Raw genomic sequence first — 23,566 nt, 5'->3', positions numbered from 1 at the left:
CCCACACCATCTGGTGCAGGCTTGGAGTCGAACTTTTTAGCACGCCTCATCAGGCCATTGCGGTTTCGGCCAGAGACAAAGCTTGTTCTTGAGTTTTAGCGATCCCCAACCACAAGATCCTTGCTGAAGGAAAGTCGAAGCGCAGGATGTTCAAAGCGCGCTGTTCATCCTCAGCAAACACGGGCTTGTATGCCGCGACACAGCGCTCATACTCAGCACCTTTTCGTAGCTGAGGAATTGCATAAACGATGAAGCAACGGTCTTCTGGCTCACCATATTCCGGTCCTGCTATTGATACAGCGTAATCGAACGCAAATTTTTTCACGTCATAGAAACTACCACTTTCTTCATGTGACATCGTGTATTCAATTTTTGTCCCAGCATTAGCACGTTTTTTCATGTGCTCAGTTTGCTGAGCATTGTTCCAGCGGTGCAATTGCATACGGCTGGCTTCTTTGCCCTTCAGGACAGCCTTGGCGTTTGGCTTGTAGCCTTGCGCGATCAACGCGTCAATCCACTCGCGGACAGTCACTACTGAACCGTTGAAACGGATTGCTGAAGCTAAATGGTTTTCAGCACGTTTTTCGTTTGCATTGACTAATGGGGTCATCGTAACTTCCTCGGTTTATTCATTTTGTTGACCCAATCATTCAAGCATGAGATTGACCGCTGACGAAGTGATTACACGCTGATTTTTATCATAAAAAATGCCCATCGAGGGTGATGGGCATTAAGGGGTATCGTGGGTTTGGGAAGCCCACTTCATTGATCAGACGCTAAGCATGTGTGGCAGCGTCGAACTCGGGTGAAAACACTGGGTTAACGCGAATGACTGTAGCCATTTCGACTTTCAGATTTACCTCCACATATTCCCCGTGCTTTAGAAACTGAACTTTCTGGTCGATACGACGCATTCCAATGCCGTTAGATTGAGCCTGAACCCACCAATCAAAGTCGGGCGGGATTGTCAGAGTTAATCCGTGCCATTGGGTCATAAACACGTTACCCATTGGCTTATACGTTTTCTGAGGCTTGCACCAGAATGGAAACATCAGCTGAACTAATGCACCATTGCGTGGGTCTACAAACTCCAGGAAAACACCAAAAGGTGACTCTCCTAAGACCTTTTTAAAATCCATCCACGCAGCGTGACAGAAGGTATTATCTCTCAATACTTTAACCATTTTCACGTCGTTCATTTCATTCAGCCTTGTTGGTTTCTATGTAATTAGTAAACCATGACCTCAGCCGCTGACGAATAGCGTAAACTATATTATTTTGAATTATTTCTTTTGTGATTGGTTTTGCTTCAGGCAAAAAAATGCCCACCGAAGTGAGCGATTAAAACGGGGCAACTTAACCTTTCCCGTTGATGATCCGAATCAACCTTTCATTCTGCTCCTGTGCCAGTGCTTCCGCCATTTCCTGAACGGCTATCATACGTTTGGTTGGCATGGGCTCGCTGAACAACGACGCAGTAGCAATAGCTTCAAGATACTCAGACTTCAGCTGATTTGCCTCTGCATCAGCGATGGGGAAAGTAGGTAACGGTACGCGTTTCGCGATGGAGGTTGCGACAGATTTCTGCGTTTTCATCGCTGAATTAGTCACAACAAATAACAGGAAATATCCCGCTAAGATACCCAGGCCAATTTTAGCGATCTTTGCTTTGACTCCTTTCGCGGTCAACATGGCTATCGCTGAACAGGTAATGCCCAGGCAAATGAAAAAGAGCGCCCCACCAGAGGTAGAAGCCACTGCGGTGAATAAAGTGATCATATTTCCTCGCTTAAGTGTTGTGGTAGACCAGGATATTGTCCCCCGTAGACAACCGGTAATGAAATTTCTAATCCTCATTTTAAAAATCAAGCCCCCTCTAACTTGACAAGACCGCTAGCGAGGATATTGTTTTGATTAAAATTAATAACAAGGTGGTTAATATGGACAGTCGTCTTCGCGACCTAATCAATGATTATTTAAAACGCGTTTCTGAAGCCATTGAGTTAATGAAGCTCTCAGGGTTCGAATTGCCAATATCTAATAACGCGTGGGCAGGAAACAGCATTCCACAAAGCGGGGAGTTGCATAGTGGCATCAGGTATTTCAAACATGGTTACGGATGCGCCGTGCATTTACGAACGGGCACTATCGATTTTGATTTTGGAGAACACGGGGAATTCAATGGTTTCGATTTTTGGCGCTTATCCGGCTTTGCAAAGGACAATTTAAGCCAATATGGATTTCAAACACCTGATGAATTAAAGCAATGTTTCGACGCTGAAATAACGAAAAGCAATCTGCTTTATTCTGGTTACATTCTTTATTATCTAAATGAACAGCAATAGGCCGGAAACCGGCCTATAAAAACACATATCGCCTACTTATCCGTGAAAGAAAATAGGCATGTTTAATACTCCGTGAAAGAAAATAGGCATGTTTAATACGCCGCTGATAAAGTCCTTTTCAGCTTTCAAATCACGGTAAAACGGTGAGTGAGCCTCTGCCAGTGCCAACAACGCACCACGCTCCGGACCAAATTCATTCACCTGCTGGGTGATCTCCGCAAAAATTTTACGGACGGTTTCCAGGTGACTGGCTGGTAAGCCGTCTTCCTCCAGTAACTGAAGGAATTCCGTGAACATCACATTGCGCGGGATCGGGTTATATTCTTGAGACACATTCACCTCCTAAATGCCCTCAGGGGCGGTTGATAATGCTATTCATACACTGTATTAATTACGCGTTGTCCAGCGTGTCACGCCTTCAGGCAATGGCACTTCCACCTCGGAGAAGTAACCGGTCTGGTATTTTCTCGCTTCTGAGTTACGCGAAAAGATGTAATGCAACGCCAGTTCTTTGTTGGCAAAAGTCATCCTGGTAAAGGTTTTCACTGGTGCAATAATGCCCTCCAGACATTGATTTTCGTTGTACCCAACAGGGCAGATATCGAACCAATGAGCATGGTTGAATGGTGCTTTTGTCTTCGCAATCTTCGCTTTATTCGGATCGTCATAACGCTGAGGCAACGTCACTTCAATCACATCGACAGGGGCATCCTGGTGGAGGTGAGGACTACCAAGCAGTGTATCGATCATAGGCCTGCCGCTTTCATCGCGTAGGCTCTCTGCAAGCCACAGCGTGCTCTTAGAACGATGTGGATGTGACACGTATTCCTGTGCGTAGCGCCAGCGGACATCAAAGCTGTGTATTTCGGATACAGAGTTGCTATTCAGTGAATAGTCCAGCCCGCTGTATTCGAGATCCTTGTTCGTGCTGAACATGTTCACGTCGGGCATTTCCTTAGAGGAAAACATCCACATGTCAGCAGCCTTTGTGCTCAGTTCTTTGATGCGCCCTTCAGGGTGTTTGTAGAACGATGCATACATCTCCGCCAGACCGCTCTTGGCGCTCTCACTTTCCAGCAACTGATAGATGCAGTGTACCGATCGGCTTATAGAGCCCACGTACACAAAGTTCCATTCACTGCCTTCAATGCGGATGCCGATCGGGATCATCAAAGCTGGAACCTGGACTTGCCCACCCGTCTCATGAACGTAGTTCATCTCGTAGTAAGCTTCTTTCCAAAGATGAGACATTTCCGCCAGACGTCTTTGGTTGGCTGGGTTTAAACGATGTAGATCACCGGCTCTGCTTTCCACAAAGCTAAACGCTTCCTGTTTTTCTTCATAACTGCCAAAAGCAGCATTCAGATTCTTCCACGCCTCCGCCTCCGGCCATTCAAAAATTGTTGTTTCCGCCACATTCGAGGCGTTCAGTTTCACCCAGCTGCGTGAGCCTTCTTTGATTCCCGTTTTCGTCAGGTTGAAGTTAATGCGCTGCACCCAGATATGCGGCTCTATCCGATCATCACGCTCACCATCCGTTGGCGCAACGTACAACGATAATTTACCATTCGTGTTCACAATGAGGCGCAAAGGTGCGGCCTTAATTATGCGCGCAAAATCGACTATCTGAGGCAGCATATTCATGCCCCGGCAGGCGATCATGTCCATCACGCCCAGCAGGTTTTCCCACTGCGCTTTGTCGGCCATCGCCTCTGCCAAAGGTGCTCCACGGTTCGCTGCACGCCATGCCATGACTGTTTTGTCGATAACGGTATCTTGGTCGGCTTCATTCCCCACACGCCCTACCACCAGCGCTGCTTTCAGCAGGTCGCGAGACTTCTGCTCTGACTGACGCTCTTCTCGTAGGTACTTAGCCAACGATTTGAACAGCGCAATGTAGTAGGTGTGGTCCGAGCGCACAGCCCGAGAATAGATGTAGTGCTCCAGATGCTCAGCGGTGACCGCGTCCAGGCACAGGTAAGGCAAACGTGCGTCGTCTTCCTTCCACTGTTTGTTGTACTTTTCGATACAGACGTTGACGTTATAGTCACGCGTCACACTTCCTCTCTTGTTGCTATAACTGGTCTTGCTGACTGGCGCTTTGACATTCAACAGGCCGTCTTTGATAAAGGCTACAGCTACGTTGCGGTCGTCTTTAAAGTCCACGGTAAAACTAAAGGAACCATAGGAACGATCGTCATTTTCTTTGGCTGCACCTGGCGCAGTCTCTGGGTTCGCCAGTGAATGCCATTGGCACATCACACGAGAGCCGCTACGTAGGTGACTGTTTGCCCATTCGATGAAACCAGCCAAGGATGGATACTTTTTATTTTCTGGGTTACTCAGCATGCCTGTACCGTCAGCATCATGAATGAAGCGGCAATGTTGCTCTTGGAATTTCATCGACACAAAATTCAGACCCAGACTCCGGTCGTAGAAATCACCAAATAGTTGTTCCCGATGGTCAAGCCCACAACACATAATCAGGAAACGTTTGTAGTGCAGTGCCATGCGCTCATGCGCCTTCAGCCGATCAGAATAAGCGACGTTTTGGAATTTAATTTGTTCCCCATCCATCCCCCGGAACAAGCGCTCTTGCTCATCCCGAGACGGGAACAGCATGTTCGCACCCAGGTGAGACTCCACAGGGGACACGATGCGATACAGGTTTTCGCCGTCGCGAACCATCAAGAATACCTTGGCATTCTCGCTGTTATTAATAAGGTTTTCCATACGGTCTTTGTAGTCGATATAGCGGCGAGTCGTTGCCATGACCAGTACGCAGCGCGGCGAAGGGAAAATTTGATCCACCAGCGCATGGGTATTGCACAGCGCTTGATAGAACTTGTCCAGGTCACCAAAGTCGAACCAGTCACTTAAGTCGTGGTAGATGGCCAACTCTTCATCGACCATCAATTTCTGCTGAACAAAGGTCAGAGGCTCATTGCTGGGAGCGGACTGCCCTTTACGGATCACCTTCACGTTGACGTCTTTGCCAATATAGAGATCTAAAGACTTGATACCGTCCATCAGTTTGTCAACCTGAGAACGCGCATCTTCTGTTGCAGCCAGCTGCGCCGCTGCCATTTCGGCAAAATAAGGCACCACAGCCTGAACTGCCGCTGTAATTTCGATATTACGCTCTTGGATCCACTCGGATTGGATTGTCGCTATTTGATGGTTTTGCTCGGCCGCATCACGCATGTTCTTGATATCGGCTTCAGTCACGCCCGCTGCAATAGCATTACCCACCGAGCCTGTAGCCAGGCGAATAGCGTTATTACTGATAGCAGGCATGGTGCTCGCACTTACACCTTTCTTTGCGGCTTTTTGCTCAATACGTTCTGTCACAATAGCTTTCATCGCCTCAGGGTTAGCGAGAGACTTCGACAGAGATTGAGTTAGATCGGTAACACGCTGCTGGCACAATGCGACTTCAGCATCACGGATCTGACGCGCATCATCAGCGAATACAAAAAGCTCAACAAAGTCATTAAACAAGAATCGGTGCTCTTTGACAGTTCGCTTAACACTGTGAGAAACGCCGTCTTTGTCTACTGTGACAAAGGTTGCGTATTGCTCGTAGTGCTTCGGATGTGCGCGGAGGATGACGGTATGAAGCTGATTTTCAACCCAACGTAGGGATTCGATGAGAAGTACCTCATCCATCAGGATAGCTTCTTCTGGGATATCCTGCATTGCGCGCCAATATTGCCCGCTTTGAAGTGAGTTGAAACGCTGGATACGTTCGACGTGTTCTTCACGAACTACAATGCCTGTCATGGCTCTGCCCTCAATTGTGATTCATTTTCTATTACTATCTTTACACGTAGTGAACAGCTGACGAATAGGTCACAGGCGCACAGAAAGACATATTTGAATAGGGATAGAGGGATCTGACCAGCGCATGTTTGCAGGGCGAAACCACCTTCATTCACCTGCATGTTTGCAGGAGGAAACTCCGCCCCATCGTTACGCGTCTGCGAAAAACAGCATACTTGCAAGGGGTAAAATCAGCTCCTACGCTGCATGTTTGCAGGGGAATAGCATATTTGCAGGGGGTAAACTCAGCCCCTCCGCTGCATGTTTGCAGGGGAATAGCATATTTGCAGGGGGTAAACTCAGCCCCCTCCGCTGCATGTTTGCAGGGGAATAGCATATTTGTAGGGGAATAACACTGCCGTTCCGCTGCATCTTTGCACGGGAATAGCATATTTGCAGGGGAATAACACTGCCGTTCCGCTGCATATTTGCAGGGGAATAGCATATTTGCAGGGGAAATTCCCTGCCGTTCCGCTGCATGTTTGCAGGGGAATGCATATTTGCAGGGGGAAACTCCAGCCCCTCCCCTACATGTTTGCAGGGGAAAAGCATATTTGCAGGGGAAATTCACTGCCGTTCCGCTGCATGTTTGCAGGGGAATGCATATTTGCAGGGGGGAAACTCCAGCCCCTCCCCTACATATTTGCAGGGGAAAAGCATATTTGCAGGGGGGAAACTCCAGCCCCTCCCCTACATGTTTGCAGGGGAAATTCACTGCCGTTCCGCTGCATGTTTGCAGGGGAATGCATATTTGCAAGGGGATAAACTCAGCCTACTACTGCATGTTTGCAGGGAAAAGCATATTTGCAGGGGGGATATAACTGCCGTTCCGCTGCATGTTTGCAGGGGAACAGCATATTTGCAAGGGGATATAACTGCCCCTCCGCTGCATGTTTGCAGGGGAACAGCATATTTGCAAGGGGATATAACTGCCCCTTCGCTGCATGTTTGCAAGGGAATAGCATCTTTGCAAGGGGATATAACTGCCCTTCCACGACATGTTTGCAAGGGAACAGCATGTTTGCAGGAGGAAATCACGGTTCCTCAATAACATGTTTGCAGGGGGACGCATACGCCCTGGAATATACTTAATCCAGGTCGGTATTTTTCAACAAATCTGGGTCACGCGAATTGATTGAGAAAAAAACTTGTCGCTTTCCTTTCGACACCCTATAGCCTTCAGTGTACTTGAGGTATTTGACGTCTTCTAATAACTTCATTGCCCTTCTAACCATTTCAAGTTGCTTATAAGGGTCTGAGCGCATATTTAAACGCTTCATCAACCTTTCAAATGAGACTATCTGCACCCTATTCTCACTGTTTGGCAACCCTTCAAGAAAAGCATAGATAGCCTTTGCCACTTCATTTCTTTTGATCGCAGGGAATACCTTCAGCTTCAGAACGCGCTTGTAGTCCATTTTGTACAAGTCACTTAATTTTGGATTGAATTCCAAAATAACTTCGTTTGCAGCTGTATCCACCCTGGAGAAATTCAACAAGTGAGTTGTAGCACTAATCAAATCATCGCCAGTATCTTTGTACACAGATATTGAAGTGGATGTAATTTTTCGAAGTGATTTAGCGACCCTTTCTTTCAGGATTTTGTTAATTTGCCTTGTGTTGTAATCACACATCTTTGCAAAATCACTGAAGGGAAGCACAACTTTATTGTCTACCATTGGATATTCACTGAGTGACTGAATTATTGAAAGCCAGATACGAAAGTCTGTATCCATATCTAATTTAGGCCCAGATATGGTGACTCTGTCATAACCTTCGCTATTAACAATCTCAAGGTTTCTCAGCTCTTCCGAAGCATCCATCACCCTGCTACCAACATTTTTCTTTTCCCTGCTACTAACGGGACTAAAAACACTAAGCCTAAGCAGTGAGATAGGTTGAATCGATCGCGTATCTGTTGATGATATGTAATCAATTTCGCCCGTCGTCTTGTTTTTTACTTCCACAGACAGGCCTAAATCATTAATATCCTTAGCCATAGTTATTCCTAAAATATTATTATTTGTTAACAGGCATTTTGAGCCTTTGCATATTTGCAGGGGGATGTATAACATGTTTGCAGGAGGAAATCAGCATATTTGCAAGGGAAAAATGCATGTTTGTAAGCTGATCTTGCATGTTTGCAAGGGGAAATAACATGTTTGCAAGGGAATTTAACTCTGCAACTGGTTGAAAATAAAATAAAATATCAACCTTAGATCACTTAGTTGTTTTTAGTTATTTAAGATCACAATAGATCCAATTATTAGATCACTCCTGTTAATAACGGGGATAACTTCCTTACCACCCTTCAATTTACTTTAAAAACTCTAAATGTATTTCCATTGGGAAAAATAATTTCAAATCCTACTTTTTCACTCCGCATCTCTATTAAAAACCGATGCCTTTCCGTCCCTAGAAATCAGTGGATTATTCAGTAATAACTCCTTTCCTTCATTCTTGCATAAATCAAAAACCACCTTTAATTGATTGATTTTAAAGATTAACTATAAGGATTTGGTTTCCTTTATTTGTCCACAGCCGGAAGTAACATATACATGTTTGCAGGGGAATGATTTGCATGTTTGCAAGGGAAAATATGCATGTTTGCAGGATGATCTTACATACTTGCAAGGAGAACTTACATATTTGCAGGAGGAAACAGCATGTTTGCGGGGGAAAAATGTTCTATAATACTTTGATAGTATTAATCAATCTCGCCCTTAGATCCCTTAGGTCTTTTTAGATCAGTTATTAGATCAAAAGATCCAATTATTAGATCATCCCTGTGAATAATGGGTATAACTATTTGAAAAGCGGACATCTGGAATGCAATCCGCTTAAAGTTTAAGTAGCCACACGGGATCGAATTTATTTAAAAAGCAATATTTTTTGCCAGACCAAAAACAAAATCATTAGTGAATGTAAAATCACGCCACACCAGGCAACCATCCGCATCACGAATTTCTACCTGAGTTGATGTCTTACTATAACGAATGATCTCAATAGTCTTTCCAGACAAACCACCAGCTCTGATCAATGCTTCTGTAACCTTCAGACCTTCTTGTTGACGAAGGTCATATGCATTGTCATCCGATTCAGTGGAACCCTGTTCAGCACGGGCAATTTGAGCCTCAGCAGAGCGAAACAGGTCAGCCAATTCTTTCCCTTTATTTCGCTCTACACCTGCAAAAACTTCTTCTAAATACGTCATATTTTACCCTTGTGACCAATTTGAAATGATCGTGCTTGTGAAACCAACGATCTCTTTTGAGATCACTTCTTCGGCTTGGAATACTTCGATGCAAATTTCTTTAGAGCCAGAAGCGAGTTCTACCCGACACAATGGAAACGTACCCATAATGTCCCGCTTAAGCTTCGCCAAAAGCTCGCTAAGTGATTTTCCAGGGATCTTTGGAGCTAAGTGAGCAGGAACTGAAACTTGCAGGCAAATCGCCTCAGGGGCGTTACAAGCGCTATCACACATCAAACTCATCGTGCCATAACCGACCAGTGAACGATGATAGAACACCGCTTCACGGGTAGCAGACTCGTGATTGGAGATCAGCGCATAACCATTTTTTTCCAATTCTAGATAGTCGCTATTAGCAATACGCTGAGAGTAGTCCTCACCCCAGGATGCATTATTACGGCCTTCAAAACGGGCATGGTGATAGTGAGACTTTAAAAAAGCATAATGCTCTTCACGGGAAGACATGGGAATGTGTGAGTAATTCATCAGTGTTTATTCCTTTGCGTATCAGACTTTCAGTATCAAGCCTCCCATGCAGCTGACAAAGGGGTAAACACAACGGAAATCGAAAAACAAAGTTAGTTTGTGGAAATGGGTGGGTAATCCCACCCACTGAAATTACTGGCCGACGTTGGTTAACACTTCACGAATGCGATCAATGGTGGTTTGGGCTTTATCATCCCCCACTCCCGCCCCCCTATTGTGAATTTCGGCCGCAATATGACACACTTGGTCAATGACCATTTCAGGAACTGCCTTCACCACACTTTCCGGACGTGCTAATACGAGATTCATTTCGCAAACAGTGACACCAGCACGACGTGCCATAGCTTCACGTTCACCTGCCGCTACACGCAGATCGTCAATCGATTGCAGCATCGCTTCATTATCTGGCTTACACCCCAGTTCATCGGCAATCTCTTTAATGCATTGCGGAAGCACATCGTCTGAGAAGTGCTGAAGCCGGAACTGGATCAGCGCCAGCTGTTCATCCGGTGTTAAGCTCACGCCTGCCCCCCAGAATGAAAGGCGATTTTTCATGTCCACGAGTCGGGCATGGTTGGTCAGAATATTGGCGTTGCGGGTACCATCAACATCAGGCCCAGCATTCGTTTTTTCAGGTGTCGGATTCATGAAAACCTCATTTTCGGAATGGGTGAATTTCTCAACTACAGTTGCACTTCAACATGAGTTGCTGAAATGTCATGTCGGACATTTTCACTACTTTCTCAGGCACTTCAGCACCGAGACTCTTCAAGTGTGCTCTCAGTTCGTCCCGCTCCTTCATCGTTTCAATCAAGAGCCGAGACACCTGTGCTGACCACTCTGGCCGCATGTGGACTGGCGACTCCGGATAATTGTTCCAGTGCGCCATCATGGTTAAAGCCACGCGCAATGTGTCGCGTTCGAAAACCGAGAGTGACTTAACGCAGATCCCCGGAGGGAATTTTTCCGCCTTAATTAATTTAAGATAGTTAATTTGAGGCCGATTGTTTGCCAGGCTCATGATGCCTCCGTAAAAAAGCAGGTTTTGTGATAATAACGTCCACATCCATGCAACGATTGTCCTGACACATTTGCGCCTGACTTTTGTCGTAGAGCATCAACGCGACACGCTCGCCGGGCAGAGGCAGATCTTTTTCTGCCGGGATCTCACCCACTACATCAATACGGACGGTACTTTTGTTACTGTACAGGCTTAACCCGTCACGTTTTTCAATATCGACTCGGTATTCAGCGATGACAGAATCGGTTTTCTCCTGGCTGGGCATCAATTCGAACCCAGCGATCAGAGCGCCCCCTAACACCATAATCAACGCACCATCTAACAACACATCGGTCATATTCGTTTTCATCATTCATATCCTGTATGAATAGTAAACTTCAATACTGACTCAACTTGTACTGCCGACGAAATTAAGCGTTTCACGCTGCCTCCTGAACGAAGCGCTCCATTGTTCTCACCACGAGACGGAAGTGTTTGCTTAGCGCAACAGGGTCCCGCCCAGCCATTTTGGTGATGGGATCGGAGTCATGCTTCAGCATCAAGCCATCATCCAGTCGCCACAGCATCCGCAGATACTCCAGTTTCAGTTGATTGACGATCACTTCTCTCAGATGCTGAGAGAGCCCCTGGCAGCTTGTAATTGCATTACGACGAGTATGTTGATGGTAACGACGAAAAGCGCGCTCAGTGGACGTGCCGGACTTACTCAGCTTCAACGAGCACCAAGCACTGGTATGCCCGATCACGAAAACCGAAAGTGTGTTTTTGGCCCTATTTTTCTCTTGCTGCATGGATAGTTCATCCTCGCGCGTCAAAGATGCACGGATCCATTGACCGGTTGAGGTCTGATTCGCCAAGTGCCACTGCATGGTGAATGCCAGATTAGCCCACCAGCGTAGACGGATGATACTGGCGTTCACTTTGTTGGCGATCAGAAACTGATAGCGTTCCGTCGTTAGTACACGCAGGTCTTTACGAGACGCAATCCCATCCATTGTCTGATGGCCGTTTAAGCCCAGGCTGCGATAAGTTTGGCCGCGCTGCATCATGCGGTTGTACAGTGCTGACTTTCCTTTGCACAGGGAAACTGCACCGAAGCGCAGATAAAATTGAGCAGCACTGCCGGAGGTGTATTGCCCAGCCAATACCGCTTCACGCAGTCGAGGATATTCCTCCCAAATGATGAACTCAGCAGCATCCGCGTCGATGGTCACTTCACTGTCCTCGCTGAAGCTAACCACGCGACGTTTTCCGTTCGGCGTATTGATAATGCGGCTGGCACGCTCATCGTCGGCACCGTTAAAATAGGCCATTTCAGCGATGGGATCAGCCAGGCCATCCATACCGGAATCATTACCAAACTGCCCGACCTTGACCCACAATGCTTTGGGCATAGGGGTCTTTGGGGTGACAGGCATTTCAGGCTCATCTTCCAGTAAGTCGAGCTCACCTTTTGCCCAGACGCGGCGATAGATTTCCAGAGCATGAAACGGTTTTTCGTTAAAATGGTGGAATGACCACATGAAGTCTATATGGATTAACGCAACCTCACTGACAATGCGAAATTGAGGTGACGCCATGCGGCGGTTGTGGGCGGTGTTTTCCAGTTCGCCCGATCGAAGTTTATCGGCTACATCCTCAGCACGCAGCTGCTCAACGTAGTCCATACTGCAACAAACATGCAGCAGGCGCTCCAGGAAGCGCGGTGAATAGACATCAGGCTGAACCTTGATGAAGCCTCCAGCATACAAGGTGCGACCCACAGGATGCCTATCTTCCCACGCATTGCGACGCTTGGACAAAAATCGCTGAATACGGTTGAGCCCAGCCATGTAACCGTGGCGATCGTCATCAGAACGCAGAAGGTTTTCCATTGATTTATCGAGACCGACCGCCTGGCAAGCCCAACATCCAAACCGGCTCCCACAGGCTTCACTGGATTTTTTCTCAGAACCCGACCAAACACATTCCCCTGTTGCGGCCTTGTAGAGCTCAGCGGTGTCGTTGTTGCTGTCCAGGTAGCTCGGCAGCAGATACTTAGAAGCGCTTCCGGCGCTTAGCAGAAACTCCCACACGTCGCCCTGTAACCAATGCCTGATGGGGTACAATTCGCCGCCTTCTTTTGTGATCTTAACCTGACTCGCATTCCCGCCTTTTAAGGCGATGTTTTTGGCTCGGATAACGCCCTCTGCATCGCGGCTTCCCAGCAGCAAACAGACGCGTTTACCCACGGATTTTGGCAGGCTTTTCACGTATGCCGTTTTGGCGCGTTTGGCCGCAAAAATCTTCAAGTCGTTGGAGCACTGACGCACTGAGCTGTTGGTGAACGTGGGCAAGCCACGCCCCGTCAGTATCCGCCCCGTCCAGCTGGAGGTGAGCCCCGGTTTTGCGAGAACAATAGACAGCGGCAGGTTTTCTTGATCGATGAACTTTTCAAGCGCAGCCAGTTTCTGATCGGCGAGCCAGCGTATCTCAGGGTTTTCAATGCCAGTATCGGTATGCAAAAGGTAATGGTGTTGGCTAATAGGAATTCCCGCGCGAACAGCGCGCACCAACGCCATGAGGAATAAGTGCAGGACAATTTCGGAGTCTTTACCGCTACTCCAGGCGAGGGAGATCGTCCAATTATCAGCAAGGGCTTGGTAGATAGAAGCTGTGCCATTATGGATGAGATCAGCCATGCTGACTCCACGACTGGCATCACGATAGTTCAGGTCGGCATCTTCCTTCAGTGTTTGCCATACGGCCTGCCACTTATCCGCTTTTAAGACTGATATGGAAGGTAGTTCCGGATTTTTAAAGTTGAAGGAATGCTGCATAAATCACCTGTTATTTGTTTTGTTTACAGGATATTTTCTCATGAGGCAGACAGCTGACGAAGTAATGAGCGCTAAAAACAATTCTTTAGCTAGATAATTAAATTTATAATATTCTGTGATAAATTAGACTAAAACCTAAAAGGTTATCTCATGTGGCAAATTGAACTGGAAAGTATAATTAAGAAATTGGATTCAGATTACGAAATTGCGAAGGAGGAAACATTATGCTGTTCAGGGGCAGCTTATTGTGCTTTTGAAGCAAATACAGAAACCTTCAAATATGCAATTGGTTTTATAGAAAGATTTTTTTCGAATAGCAAATTCTTCACCTACATCCTAACATCCTATGAAAATCAAGAAATAATTAATCAGTATATTTCTAATGATGAAAGTAAAGACATTTCATTCGTAATTAAAGGGGCTGACATTTATAATAATTGTAACTGCCTACGCAGCCACCGAAATATTATTAGCCTTAGCTTTATCAATGAGCATAAAGAAAAAACAAAATGGAAATGCCATCATGGCGGCTCTTATGCATCTTGGTTGAGTGGTGCGCACGAAAGAATTGATGTAGCAACATATAACTTGCAACAAATAAAGTTAATTAAAAACAAACTTGAGTTATTTGATTTTATAGAAAAACGATATTACTATCCGAATGAAACATCAAGTGTTAATGATAATAAAATAACACAACATAAAGACAATTATAAGTATTACCATATTTTAGATAGTATTATAAAACAATTCAATAGGGATAAACCGAACGATCTAACAGAAAGAAATGTCGATATCGAATCAATTTCTCAGGAATACAATGCCAATGGAGTGAAGCTAAAACTGGTTGACGCACAGTTTGCCCGGTATAGCTTGTTATCTATTAATGAGTTTACTAACATAGAAAACGACGGTCCGTTTGGTGCTGTGTTTGACAGTCGAATAAATAAGAAATTGCAAATTAATACTTCTCCAAAGTTATTAAATATATTTAAAGAGTTGATCTCCTGTAACTTTTTAAAAAATCTAGCATTAAAGCCAATGGGTATCATTGACGTAGGTTTCGGATTGGAATCTATAGAACGAGGCGCCCCTCTTGGTGCATCAATAAAAATGCTACCTTCATTATCTTGTTTTTATGGTGTGATATATAATGATAAATTAATAGTTTCACACAACAAAGAAAAGCAAGAAATAACATTTGAAGAATTAAGGGATGATTACAATCTATTGGATGACGGCTGCGTTGTTACTCAAGTTATTCACATTAAATATTTTATAGTCAAGAATGTGGAGAATACTTCATTGAGCATCTAGATCATGAGTATATTTTATATGATTCATCTGAATATACATTAAAAGAGGAAAAACCTGAACAAAAAGGCAGTGTAGATAAAATAAAAACATTTAAAATTGACAACTCGAAAATTCCTTTTTTCTATAAGCATAAAGGTAATTACTTGCTACTCATAATTCTTGAGCTATATTTTATGAATAAAGAATTATTGCGAGAGTATTTTGAAGAAGTAAATAAGAACAAATAGATAAGTTTAAAAAAAGCCAGAATACCCTGGCTTTGGTAACATTCAATATTCTTCAAACTGTGGTCCGGTGTAGTTGTCAAATCGCGACCACTGGCCGTTGAAGGCCAAACGAACCGAGCCGATAGGCCCGTTACGCTGCTTACCCAGGATAATTTCGGCTACCCCTTTGTGCTCGCTATTCTCGTTGTAGACCTCGTCACGGTAGATGAACATGATGAGGTCCGCATCTTGCTCTATCGAACCCGACTCGCGCAGATCCGAGTTTACGGGTCGTTTATCTGCTCGTTGCTCCAGTGAGCGGTTAAGCTGCGATAAGGCCACCACGGGTACCTGTAGTTCCTTCGCAAGCGCCTTCAAAGAGCGGGATATTTCTGCTATTTCCTGTGTTCGGTTGTCTTTCAACGCCGGAACCCGCATCAACTGAAGGTAGTCCACCATGATCAGGCTCAAACCACCGTTTTCACGAAACACTCGCCGTGCCCGCGATCGCAATTCAGTCGGAGTTAGGCCGCTGCTGTCGTCGATATAGACGTTTCGTTTTTCCAGCAAAATGCCCATCGTGCTTGAAATACGAGCCCAATCTTCGTCATCCAGTTGGCCCGTCCTGATTTTGGTCTGGTCAACGCGGGACATGGAAGCCAGCATACGCATCATGATTTGTTCACCTGGCATCTCCAGGCTGAAAATCATCACAGGCTTGTCCTGTGTCATCGCTGCGTTCTCACAGATGTTCATCGCAAAGGTGGTTTTACCCATTGAAGGGCGCGCTGCGACGATGATCAGGTCGGACTTTTGGAGTCCGGCTGTCTTTTTGTTCAGATCGGTGTAACCCGTATCGACGCCTGTCACCCCGTCATGCGGTGTTTGGTACAGCTGCTCGATGCGCGTTACAGTTTTCTCCAGAATGGCATCAATGCCCATCGGCCCGCTGTCTTTATTAGTTCGAGCCTCTGCAATCTGGAACACACGGCTTTCGGCCAGGTCCAGTAATTCAGCACTATTCCGACCCTGGGGATCGTAACCCGCATCCGCAATATCATTGGCCGCAGTGATCATTTCCCTCACTACGGCACGCTCACGCACGATGTCGGCGTAGGCTGTGATGTTAGCGGCGCTTGGGGTATTTTTCGACAGTTCGGCCAGATAGGCAAAGCCACCGACCAAGTCAAGCTGGTTGTGTTGCTCCAGTGCTTCAGCAAGTGTGATCAGGTCAATCGGTCGGCTTGATTCCACCAGCCGTTGCATCATGGTAAAAATACTTTTGTGGGCACGGGTAAAGAAATCCCCTTCCACAACACGTTCGCTCACCAAATCCCAGCGTTCATTGTCCAGCATCAGACCGCCAAGAACGGATTGCTCCGCTTCAAGTGAATGGGGAGGCATTCGAAGACCAGCCAGACGCATATCTTGTTCAGTGGCGATCGTGGACGAACGTTGATTTTTCTCTTTCATCACCGGCCTCACAGCGTGTTTCGTTGCGCGATTTGGCGTTCACATTCAGCCGCCAAGGACGGGTAATGCTGTGCAATTGCAGAATACAGTTGCTGGCTCATGCAAGAGGCTTCACGTTCCTGCCCAGAGCTACGATACGCATTTTCTTTATCGTGATCGTAGTTGCTGAGCAGCTGTCGAACGTAATTCACTTTTATGCGAGCCAGAAACGCGTCGGTGTTTTTGCCTTTTCGGCGAATGGAATGGCCTTTCCCCAGCGCGCGCGGCTTACAGCCTCGGCTTTCATAGTGGGAGATAGCTAACGTTTCCAAGGAAGCGTCATCAATGACGCGGATGGTGATTTTAGGCAGGATAGGCAGTGCGTGATCCATAAAACCTCCGAGCTGCCGTGACGTTATTTTTTTATTGAACGGCACGGGCGGTGTAGTGAAGTGAGATAAAAAAGGCCGGAGAACCGGCCTAATCTTGCGAAGACAGCGCGTTGGTTTATGCCTCAGCGTCGCCCTCGCCTTCACCGTCATGAGCCTCAGTGGCTTCTTCATTGCCCTCGCCTTCACCGTCATGAGCCTCAGTGGCTTCTTCATTGCCTTCGTTTTCAGCCTCAGCAGCTTCTTTCGCCGCCTGTTCGGCTTCCTCTTCCAGCTTGGCCGCTTCTACATCGCTCAGCGCTGCCATCAGCTGGCGGGCAACTTCAGGGGACAGACGCAGCACCACTTCTTCCGGCACGGTCTCAGCGATTTCAATCTGGTTTTCGTGCTCAGCCGTTGGTGCGGGAGGGATCTGCGAGCGCAGCTGATCCAACGTCGGCAACAGGCTTTCGAAGGTTTTGCGCACGACTTTTGGTTTCACCTTGGCTTTCTTCGGCGAAGACACATAGCGCGCGGTGACGCGGTTTTTACCTGCTTGCTCGGCTTTAGCCAGAGAAGCCATCAGGATGTCGAAAGCGTCACGGTCGGTGCCTTGGCAATCAGTGATCACGTCAATCGCAACATCACCGGACACTTTATCGTCTCGTACCAATTTTTTAATGCGCTCTTCGGCTTTAGCCAGGATCAGGCTGCGACGAACGGTTACGCCGGACAGACCCAGACGACGAGCGATAGAGTCGATTTCGTGGCCCCAATCAACCAGACGGCGGAAACCTTCAGCGCGCTCAATCATCTTCAGGTGCTTGGTGTTGGCGCTTTCGATCATGTTGAAGACTTCTTCGTCCTTACCGCCTTCGAACTCTTCAATGATCAGCTTTTCAAATACTGCACCTTCAGCGATAGCGGCCATCAGGCCGGTGAAGCGGTGGTGACCGTCGATGATTTTCAGGCGAGTCACACCGTTCACAACAACCACTTTAACGCGGATAGCCGGGACGCTGCTCGGGTGGTTCAGGTAGGCGTTCTTGAACATCTCTGCGCGCTCTACATCAACCTCACGCAGGTTCAGGCCTTCTTCAACGTACAACCATGAGACGCTGACCGCGTACACGTTGTTTCGACCAACGTTCAGCTCTTCAAACAGCGCGCTGTTTGCAGCTGTTTTGCGCTCTTTGGATACGAAGTCGCTCAGACCACGCAGCGTGGATGGGGCCTTGTCCATCTGACGCATGATAGCGCCCAGATTGCCCATCAGCTCGTTGTCACGGGAAGCTTGGAAGATTTGTTGTACGTTGATAGTCATGATAGTTACTCCGCAAATTGTTATTGGTTGTTTACGTGTTTGTGCTTACTTCTGAATCCAGTTAAACACGGCGTGTACCGGTGACGAATAGCAAATGCGGAAAAAAATAGTCTTTTTTCGATTGTTTTTTTATCGATGGGAAATGGGCGTAAAAAAAGCCAGTATTGCTGGCCTTTGGTTGGAGAGTTCCGTTACTGTGAGTTGGCTTTCGCTTCCGTCATGATTTTGTTCATTGCAGCGGCAAGCTGCTCGCTTTCACCTTCGGTGTAATCCGGCCAAGGAACGAAAGGACGATTTGTTTTGTTCAGCAAAGAGAAACCTGTAGGGCACCGCCATTGCATTGGAGTCGTTTGACCTTCAGTGAAGTTAACCAACATCAGTTCTTGCTCGCAAGTGACATCTTTCACACCACCGATCTCAATCAGGCGGGTGCTCATTATCCCAAAATGTTCATCTGCAAACTTCAAGTGGTCATAGGCCGCAAATGTGCTGTAAAGGCCGACCCACAGAAGGATCTGGATATTAAGGATAGTGCCTATCTGTCCGAGAGTTTTTTCTTTCATGGCTTTGCGTAATAAAAGCGCGGCACCAAACAGCAAGTACAGGCCACCAGCCAGGAAAAGCCATACAGGTAAATTGGAGCCTGATTGGTCCACCTGTTCAGAGCCTGCATCCATCAATGATTTGATGAATGGAGCAAGGAGCAAGAAGAAAGCCGGAACATAGAATAGCCAAGTCAATTTTACTTGTCCGATAGCTGCTATACGTTTTTCCTTGTCAAGGCTCGCTTCTTCTAGCACAACTTTCATTGTTTTTGCGAAGGAAAATATCGCTGCGATCATAAATAGGACCGTCATTATTAAATACATTTACTCTCCAAAACTCAGGAATACATACTTTGAAGCAATGGTACAATGTTAATAATTAAAATAGTAATTAATTCAGTCGCAAATTGAGGGGCATTTTCAGGTAACGGTAAATGAACTGCCACCCTTCCCCGTGTGGTGTACGGTAATCCAGGCGCGGTAGATGCTGCTTTGCATCGTGTTGATTATAGTTTTTCGATGCAGTATTGAATTGGAAAAAATGCGCGAGCTCATGCGCTACCAGCGCCCGAAGATGGTCTAGTCGGTTAATGGAATAAAATGAGCCAATTTCCTTATCCTTGCAAACATGCGCGTACTCGTGAAAGTAGCATGCAAACATGCGCAGGCCGTATATTTCGACCAAATCCGTCTCGAAGATGAGTAACCAGTACTGAAAGGTTAGGTGCTAATATAGTACCTAACCTTTATTTTCAATGTGTTATGTGAATATTCGCGTGCTGATGGTAATTCAAGGGGCACCAATGGCACATGTACATTTCATGTATATTTCATGTAATTCTCGTGGTTATTATATTTGGCAAAAGTCATATGTAGGAAAGCTAATTCGATTTGACTTGAGAACTAGAGATCTACAAATCGCTCATAAACGTTCAAAAATTCTACTTAGTACTTTTCATCGATTAAAAAAAGAATGCACTGATTTTGATGAGATCAGAGCACATTTAATTAATGAACGAGATATGTTCATCGAAGAAGGGATTCATTTAGAGGCAAACTACATTTATTGGATTAATAGCGGGAATTTACCTAGTAGACAGCAGAATGATAGCCGCTTTCAAGCTAAAGGGCATAAAATTAGCCAAGTTGCTGATGAGTGGTACAACGAAATGAAATCTGAATGGAGGCCATTAACATTTAAAGGTAACAAGGCTGCGATTGATTATTTAATTAGCCTATATGGTGATAAAGATATTCAATCATTTAACAAACCAAAGGTAGCTAGTTTTAAAAAGGCTTTAAAGAATAAGTATAAGTCTGAATTCTCTAGCCAATCCATGTTTAAGAAAGTATCAGCTCTTTTTAGCTTTGCCGCTGATAAAAGGGATTATATTACTAAAAATCCTTTTAGTAATATGGGATATAAGAAGATTAAAAAAATTAACCCTAGAATCTCAGTATCCACTGAATCACACAAAAAAGTACTTGAACTTATAGAGCACAAATCTCATCTGTGGTGGCTTATACAGGTACTATATTACACAGGTATGAGAGTGACCGAATGTATACAGCTAACAGAGCAGGATTATGTATACATTGCGGATAAAGGACAAAAGATAGCTTGTATAAGTGTTAATGATAGGGATGGTAAGAGGATTAAAAATTCAAGTAGTATAAGAACTATACCAATTCATAAAAATTTACTTCAAAGCGGAATTATGGATGAGAAGCCTGTATTTCCATGGGCTGTTCATAATCCAGTATCTAATGCTGTAGCAAACCTATTTAAAAAAATAGATGAAAAGCATAGCCCACATGACTATCGATACGCTATGAGTGATAGGCTAAGAGATATATCAGACCTTCCCGACCATATAAGGTTTAGCATACTTGGTCACAGTAGTAGTAGTATGACTGATAGCGTATATAGAGGGAAAGAGCCTATTTTTCTGATGAAAGAAGCAATTGACCGAACTTAGCCATGTTGTTCCAACATAGCTAAGTTTTTACCATCAGCACGCGAATATTCACATAACACATTGAAAATAAAGGTTAGGTACTATATTAGCACCTAACCTTTCAGTACTGGTTACTCATCTTCGAGTACTATCAGTACTGGATCCTAATCCAAAAAAATTAGTTATTACAATGAATTACAATTCATACTCACATGCTAATGAGTTTAGTTTTACATGAATATTACATGATTATATCAGGCTCCAGTACTGATATGGTAGCGTTATGATAAGTACAAAACTGAAGTTCACTGTGTTCTCGCGACAAAGTTACTTGCCTTTAGTACTCGAATTATTTTGGGTCAGGGGGAATATACTGATTTTATGAATACTTAAAGTAATCCCTTACTGAAGTAAAAAATGATGAGCTTTTTATATCATTGAAGTAAAAGTTCAGTATACATAAATAGTAAATTTTGGTAATGAATTTTAAACAATATATTTAATATATCTATACTTTAACAAAGTGGAGTATATAATTCATCTTGCTATTGTTAAAGAATTAAATATCCACTTTGGAGATTAAATTAATTAGTATTAATGGGGGTTAATAAAACTGATGAAACTAATTCAGTGTTTAATAGAGGAAAAACAAATAAATAAACTGTATTTATTAGTGCAATCTATAAATCTATTCGAACATCTATAGTAGATAGTAATTTATTAATATGTATATCTACCGTATCTAAACACTTAACAGGTAGTACTGTATTATCAAGTAATATAGGTAACTCAGTACATCCGAGAATTAAATTTAACACATGCCTAGGAATTCATTTAAATTTTATCCATTATAAAACCCAATATATTTAACTCTATTAAAATACTTATCACTGTTAAAACATTAAGACATACTTTACTGAGTTCAAATAAAAAACCATATAGAAATATAATTATTAAAATTTAAATGCAAAATATTCGATATAATCCACAATGAAAAATTCATTTCTATTGATGCTATAAAATCAGCATATCAAAAAATTTCATCTTTAATATGGTTTAAAATAGATAAAAGTCAAAAGGTTATTGTAACACTTATCTTCTATTGATAAAATGGGAGTATTTTTACGTTAAATTAACTGAATATTAACACCAATGAATAGAGCAAAGTAAATTTAAAAGTTAACTTCTAAAAATATCATTTATTCATAACTAGTCAATCTTATTTTTTTTATAGCTTGTGATTCACTTTAAAATAATAAAAATAGTGAATATTATTAAACAAAAAAACACTAAAGATTAATTAAATTTCCTATGTTAGCAGGGCTAACATTATTAAAGATAGATAATTTCTTACTGATATTGCTAGTATGCAAATGCTAGATTTCAATAAGAGATAAAAATCAAATTTAATAAAAGAGGTTATTATGAAATATAATTTTGATGAGATTATTGATAGGAAAGATACAGATTCTCTAAATTATGATGGTTGGAGGCAGTACATATTTAAAGATGATAAGAACGCAAAATATAATTTTGATGATGATGAATTTATCCGTATGTGGGTTGCTGATATGGATTTTTCAACTCCTCCAGAAATATTGAATTCATTAAAAGAAAGATTGGACCGAAAAATACTAGGATACACTAAGGTCTATAATGATGAATATTATCAAATATTTGAAAACTGGTGTAAAAGAAAATATCAATGGGAGATAGATAGAAATGAAATAGTTATATCTCCTGGGATTATCCCTGCATTAAATAGAATAATTCCTTTAATCATAGATAGTAACGAGAAAATTTTAATACATACCCCATCATATGCACCATTTAAAAATGCTGGTGACTACAATTCAAGAGAAGTAATTTATTCTAATCTTAAATATGTAAATGGAAAATATGAGATTGATTTAGTCGATTTTGAAAAAAAAATAACAAATGTTGATCTAAATATAAGGTTATTCATTCTCTCTAATCCACAAAATCCTACAGGGCATATCTGGACTGAAGAGGAGTTAATCAGTATAGGAAAAATATGTTTTGATAATAATGTATGGATTATTTCTGATGAAATACATTGCGATTTGCTAAGAAAGGGAAAAAAGCATGTTCCTTTAGCTAAATTATTCCCTAATGAGGATAAAATAATAACTTGTATGGCACCAAGCAAAACTTTTAATTTAGCTGGGAATCTAATGTCTAACTTATTGATTAAAAATGAAAAAGTAAGACATGAATGGTTAAAATTATATGATGATTTTATATCTCCACTTAGTATTATAGCAACAAAATCAGCATATAAAGATTGTGATGATTGGCTAGAGCAATTAAAAGAATACTTAGATGATAATTTTAAATTAACTCATGAATTTTTTATGGAAAACTTCCCAAAATGTAATTTTATAATTCCAGACTCAACTTATTTAGCTTGGATAGATATAAATGAATACTTACCAAGCTATTTCAATAAAGATAAATTATCGCTATTTTTCGCTAATAAATCTGGCGTTTTACTGGAAGGTGGTAATATGTTTGTGGGGAATGGAGATGGATTCATAAGATTAAACTTAGCATGCCCTAGGGAAATATTAATTGAAGGATTAAATAGAATTAAGACCTCTTTATTATCACTATATTAAAGTGAGTGAAA

General features: G+C 43.6%; 20 protein-coding genes. 4 read left to right on the top strand and 16 right to left on the bottom strand.

The window, feature by feature from the left end:
* Window positions 1–49: 49 nt before the first annotated feature.
* The 3 genes from M1F05_RS22650 to M1F05_RS22640 form a co-directional block, all read right to left on the bottom strand.
* The gene (locus tag M1F05_RS22650; protein ID WP_042847048.1) at window positions 50–610 is read right to left on the bottom strand and encodes a hypothetical protein; all 561 of its coding nucleotides are present in this window, start codon (window positions 608–610) and stop codon (window positions 50–52) included.
* A gap of 166 nt (window positions 611–776) precedes the next feature.
* Complete coding sequence (locus M1F05_RS22645; protein ID WP_042847049.1) at window positions 777–1,199, bottom strand: hypothetical protein; 423 nt, start codon at window positions 1,197–1,199, stop codon at window positions 777–779.
* A 157-nt stretch (window positions 1,200–1,356) separates the two neighbouring features.
* Entirely contained in the window at window positions 1,357–1,689 is a 333-nt protein-coding gene (locus M1F05_RS22640) for a hypothetical protein (RefSeq protein WP_318826065.1), read from the bottom strand.
* Between the two features lie 251 nt (window positions 1,690–1,940).
* On the opposite strand from M1F05_RS22640, the gene M1F05_RS22635 reads away from it, so the two are divergent.
* On the top strand, window positions 1,941–2,345 hold the full coding sequence (locus M1F05_RS22635) for a DUF6896 domain-containing protein (RefSeq protein WP_042847052.1): 405 nt from the start codon (window positions 1,941–1,943) through the stop codon (window positions 2,343–2,345).
* Between the two features lie 36 nt (window positions 2,346–2,381).
* Here M1F05_RS22635 and M1F05_RS22630 read toward each other — a convergent pair whose 3' ends face one another.
* From M1F05_RS22630 to M1F05_RS22590, 9 genes are all read right to left on the bottom strand, one after another.
* Window positions 2,382–2,678, bottom strand: coding sequence for a hypothetical protein (locus M1F05_RS22630; RefSeq protein WP_042847053.1), 297 nt, complete (start codon window positions 2,676–2,678; stop codon window positions 2,382–2,384).
* 54 nt (window positions 2,679–2,732) lie between these two features.
* On the bottom strand, window positions 2,733–6,128 hold the full coding sequence (locus tag M1F05_RS22625) for a hypothetical protein (RefSeq protein WP_042847054.1): 3,396 nt from the start codon (window positions 6,126–6,128) through the stop codon (window positions 2,733–2,735).
* A 1,127-nt stretch (window positions 6,129–7,255) separates the two neighbouring features.
* Window positions 7,256–8,167: a RepB family plasmid replication initiator protein gene (locus M1F05_RS22620; protein ID WP_042847057.1), complete on the bottom strand. Its 912-nt coding sequence runs from the start codon at window positions 8,165–8,167 to the stop codon at window positions 7,256–7,258.
* An 875-nt stretch (window positions 8,168–9,042) separates the two neighbouring features.
* Entirely contained in the window at window positions 9,043–9,381 is a 339-nt protein-coding gene (locus tag M1F05_RS22615; protein ID WP_191901268.1) for a hypothetical protein, read from the bottom strand.
* 3 nt (window positions 9,382–9,384) lie between these two features.
* Window positions 9,385–9,906, bottom strand: a complete 522-nt coding sequence (locus tag M1F05_RS22610) for a hypothetical protein (protein WP_263057246.1) — start codon at window positions 9,904–9,906, stop codon at window positions 9,385–9,387.
* 132 nt (window positions 9,907–10,038) lie between these two features.
* The gene (locus M1F05_RS22605; RefSeq protein ID WP_208201657.1) at window positions 10,039–10,428 is read right to left on the bottom strand and encodes a hypothetical protein; all 390 of its coding nucleotides are present in this window, start codon (window positions 10,426–10,428) and stop codon (window positions 10,039–10,041) included.
* 157 nt (window positions 10,429–10,585) lie between these two features.
* The gene (locus M1F05_RS22600) at window positions 10,586–10,927 is read right to left on the bottom strand and encodes a hypothetical protein (protein WP_042847060.1); all 342 of its coding nucleotides are present in this window, start codon (window positions 10,925–10,927) and stop codon (window positions 10,586–10,588) included.
* Window positions 10,896–11,279 carry a hypothetical protein gene (locus M1F05_RS22595; RefSeq protein WP_166268273.1) on the bottom strand — a complete coding sequence of 128 codons (384 nt, stop codon included), beginning with the start codon at window positions 11,277–11,279 and terminating at the stop codon, window positions 10,896–10,898. The genes M1F05_RS22600 and M1F05_RS22595 overlap by 32 nt, the downstream gene beginning before the upstream one ends.
* 67 nt (window positions 11,280–11,346) lie before the next feature.
* Window positions 11,347–13,746: a phosphoadenosine phosphosulfate reductase family protein gene (locus M1F05_RS22590; protein ID WP_052219362.1), complete on the bottom strand. Its 2,400-nt coding sequence runs from the start codon at window positions 13,744–13,746 to the stop codon at window positions 11,347–11,349.
* A gap of 150 nt (window positions 13,747–13,896) precedes the next feature.
* On the opposite strand from M1F05_RS22590, the gene M1F05_RS22585 reads away from it, so the two are divergent.
* Entirely contained in the window at window positions 13,897–15,063 is a 1,167-nt protein-coding gene (locus tag M1F05_RS22585) for a hypothetical protein (RefSeq protein ID WP_237072376.1), read from the top strand.
* A gap of 269 nt (window positions 15,064–15,332) precedes the next feature.
* On the opposite strand, the gene dnaB is transcribed toward M1F05_RS22585, so the two are convergent.
* The 4 genes from dnaB to M1F05_RS22565 all read right to left on the bottom strand — a co-directional run bounded on the left by dnaB (window position 15,333) and on the right by M1F05_RS22565 (window position 19,255).
* Window positions 15,333–16,742 (bottom strand): replicative DNA helicase, encoded by a 1,410-nt coding sequence (dnaB, locus tag M1F05_RS22580; RefSeq protein WP_042847063.1) that lies wholly within the window; start codon window positions 16,740–16,742, stop codon window positions 15,333–15,335.
* Between the two features lie 8 nt (window positions 16,743–16,750).
* Window positions 16,751–17,113: a hypothetical protein gene (locus M1F05_RS22575; protein ID WP_042847064.1), complete on the bottom strand. Its 363-nt coding sequence runs from the start codon at window positions 17,111–17,113 to the stop codon at window positions 16,751–16,753.
* A 115-nt stretch (window positions 17,114–17,228) separates the two neighbouring features.
* Window positions 17,229–18,413, bottom strand: a complete 1,185-nt coding sequence (locus M1F05_RS22570) for a ParB/RepB/Spo0J family partition protein (RefSeq protein WP_237072375.1) — start codon at window positions 18,411–18,413, stop codon at window positions 17,229–17,231.
* Between the two features lie 191 nt (window positions 18,414–18,604).
* Window positions 18,605–19,255 carry a hypothetical protein gene (locus M1F05_RS22565; RefSeq protein WP_206086752.1) on the bottom strand — a complete coding sequence of 217 codons (651 nt, stop codon included), beginning with the start codon at window positions 19,253–19,255 and terminating at the stop codon, window positions 18,605–18,607.
* Window positions 19,256–19,761: 506 nt separating this feature from the next.
* On the opposite strand from M1F05_RS22565, the gene M1F05_RS22560 reads away from it, so the two are divergent.
* Window positions 19,762–20,937 carry a tyrosine-type recombinase/integrase gene (locus tag M1F05_RS22560; protein WP_237072374.1) on the top strand — a complete coding sequence of 392 codons (1,176 nt, stop codon included), beginning with the start codon at window positions 19,762–19,764 and terminating at the stop codon, window positions 20,935–20,937.
* 1,403 nt (window positions 20,938–22,340) lie between these two features.
* Window positions 22,341–23,555: a MalY/PatB family protein gene (locus tag M1F05_RS22555; RefSeq protein ID WP_237072373.1), complete on the top strand. Its 1,215-nt coding sequence runs from the start codon at window positions 22,341–22,343 to the stop codon at window positions 23,553–23,555.
* Window positions 23,556–23,566 lie beyond the last annotated feature (11 nt).

The organism is Providencia sp. PROV252 (assembly GCF_033676005.1).
Classification (GTDB): domain Bacteria; phylum Pseudomonadota; class Gammaproteobacteria; order Enterobacterales; family Enterobacteriaceae; genus Providencia; species Providencia vermicola.
This window is presented reverse-complemented; position numbering and strand designations above follow the sequence as displayed.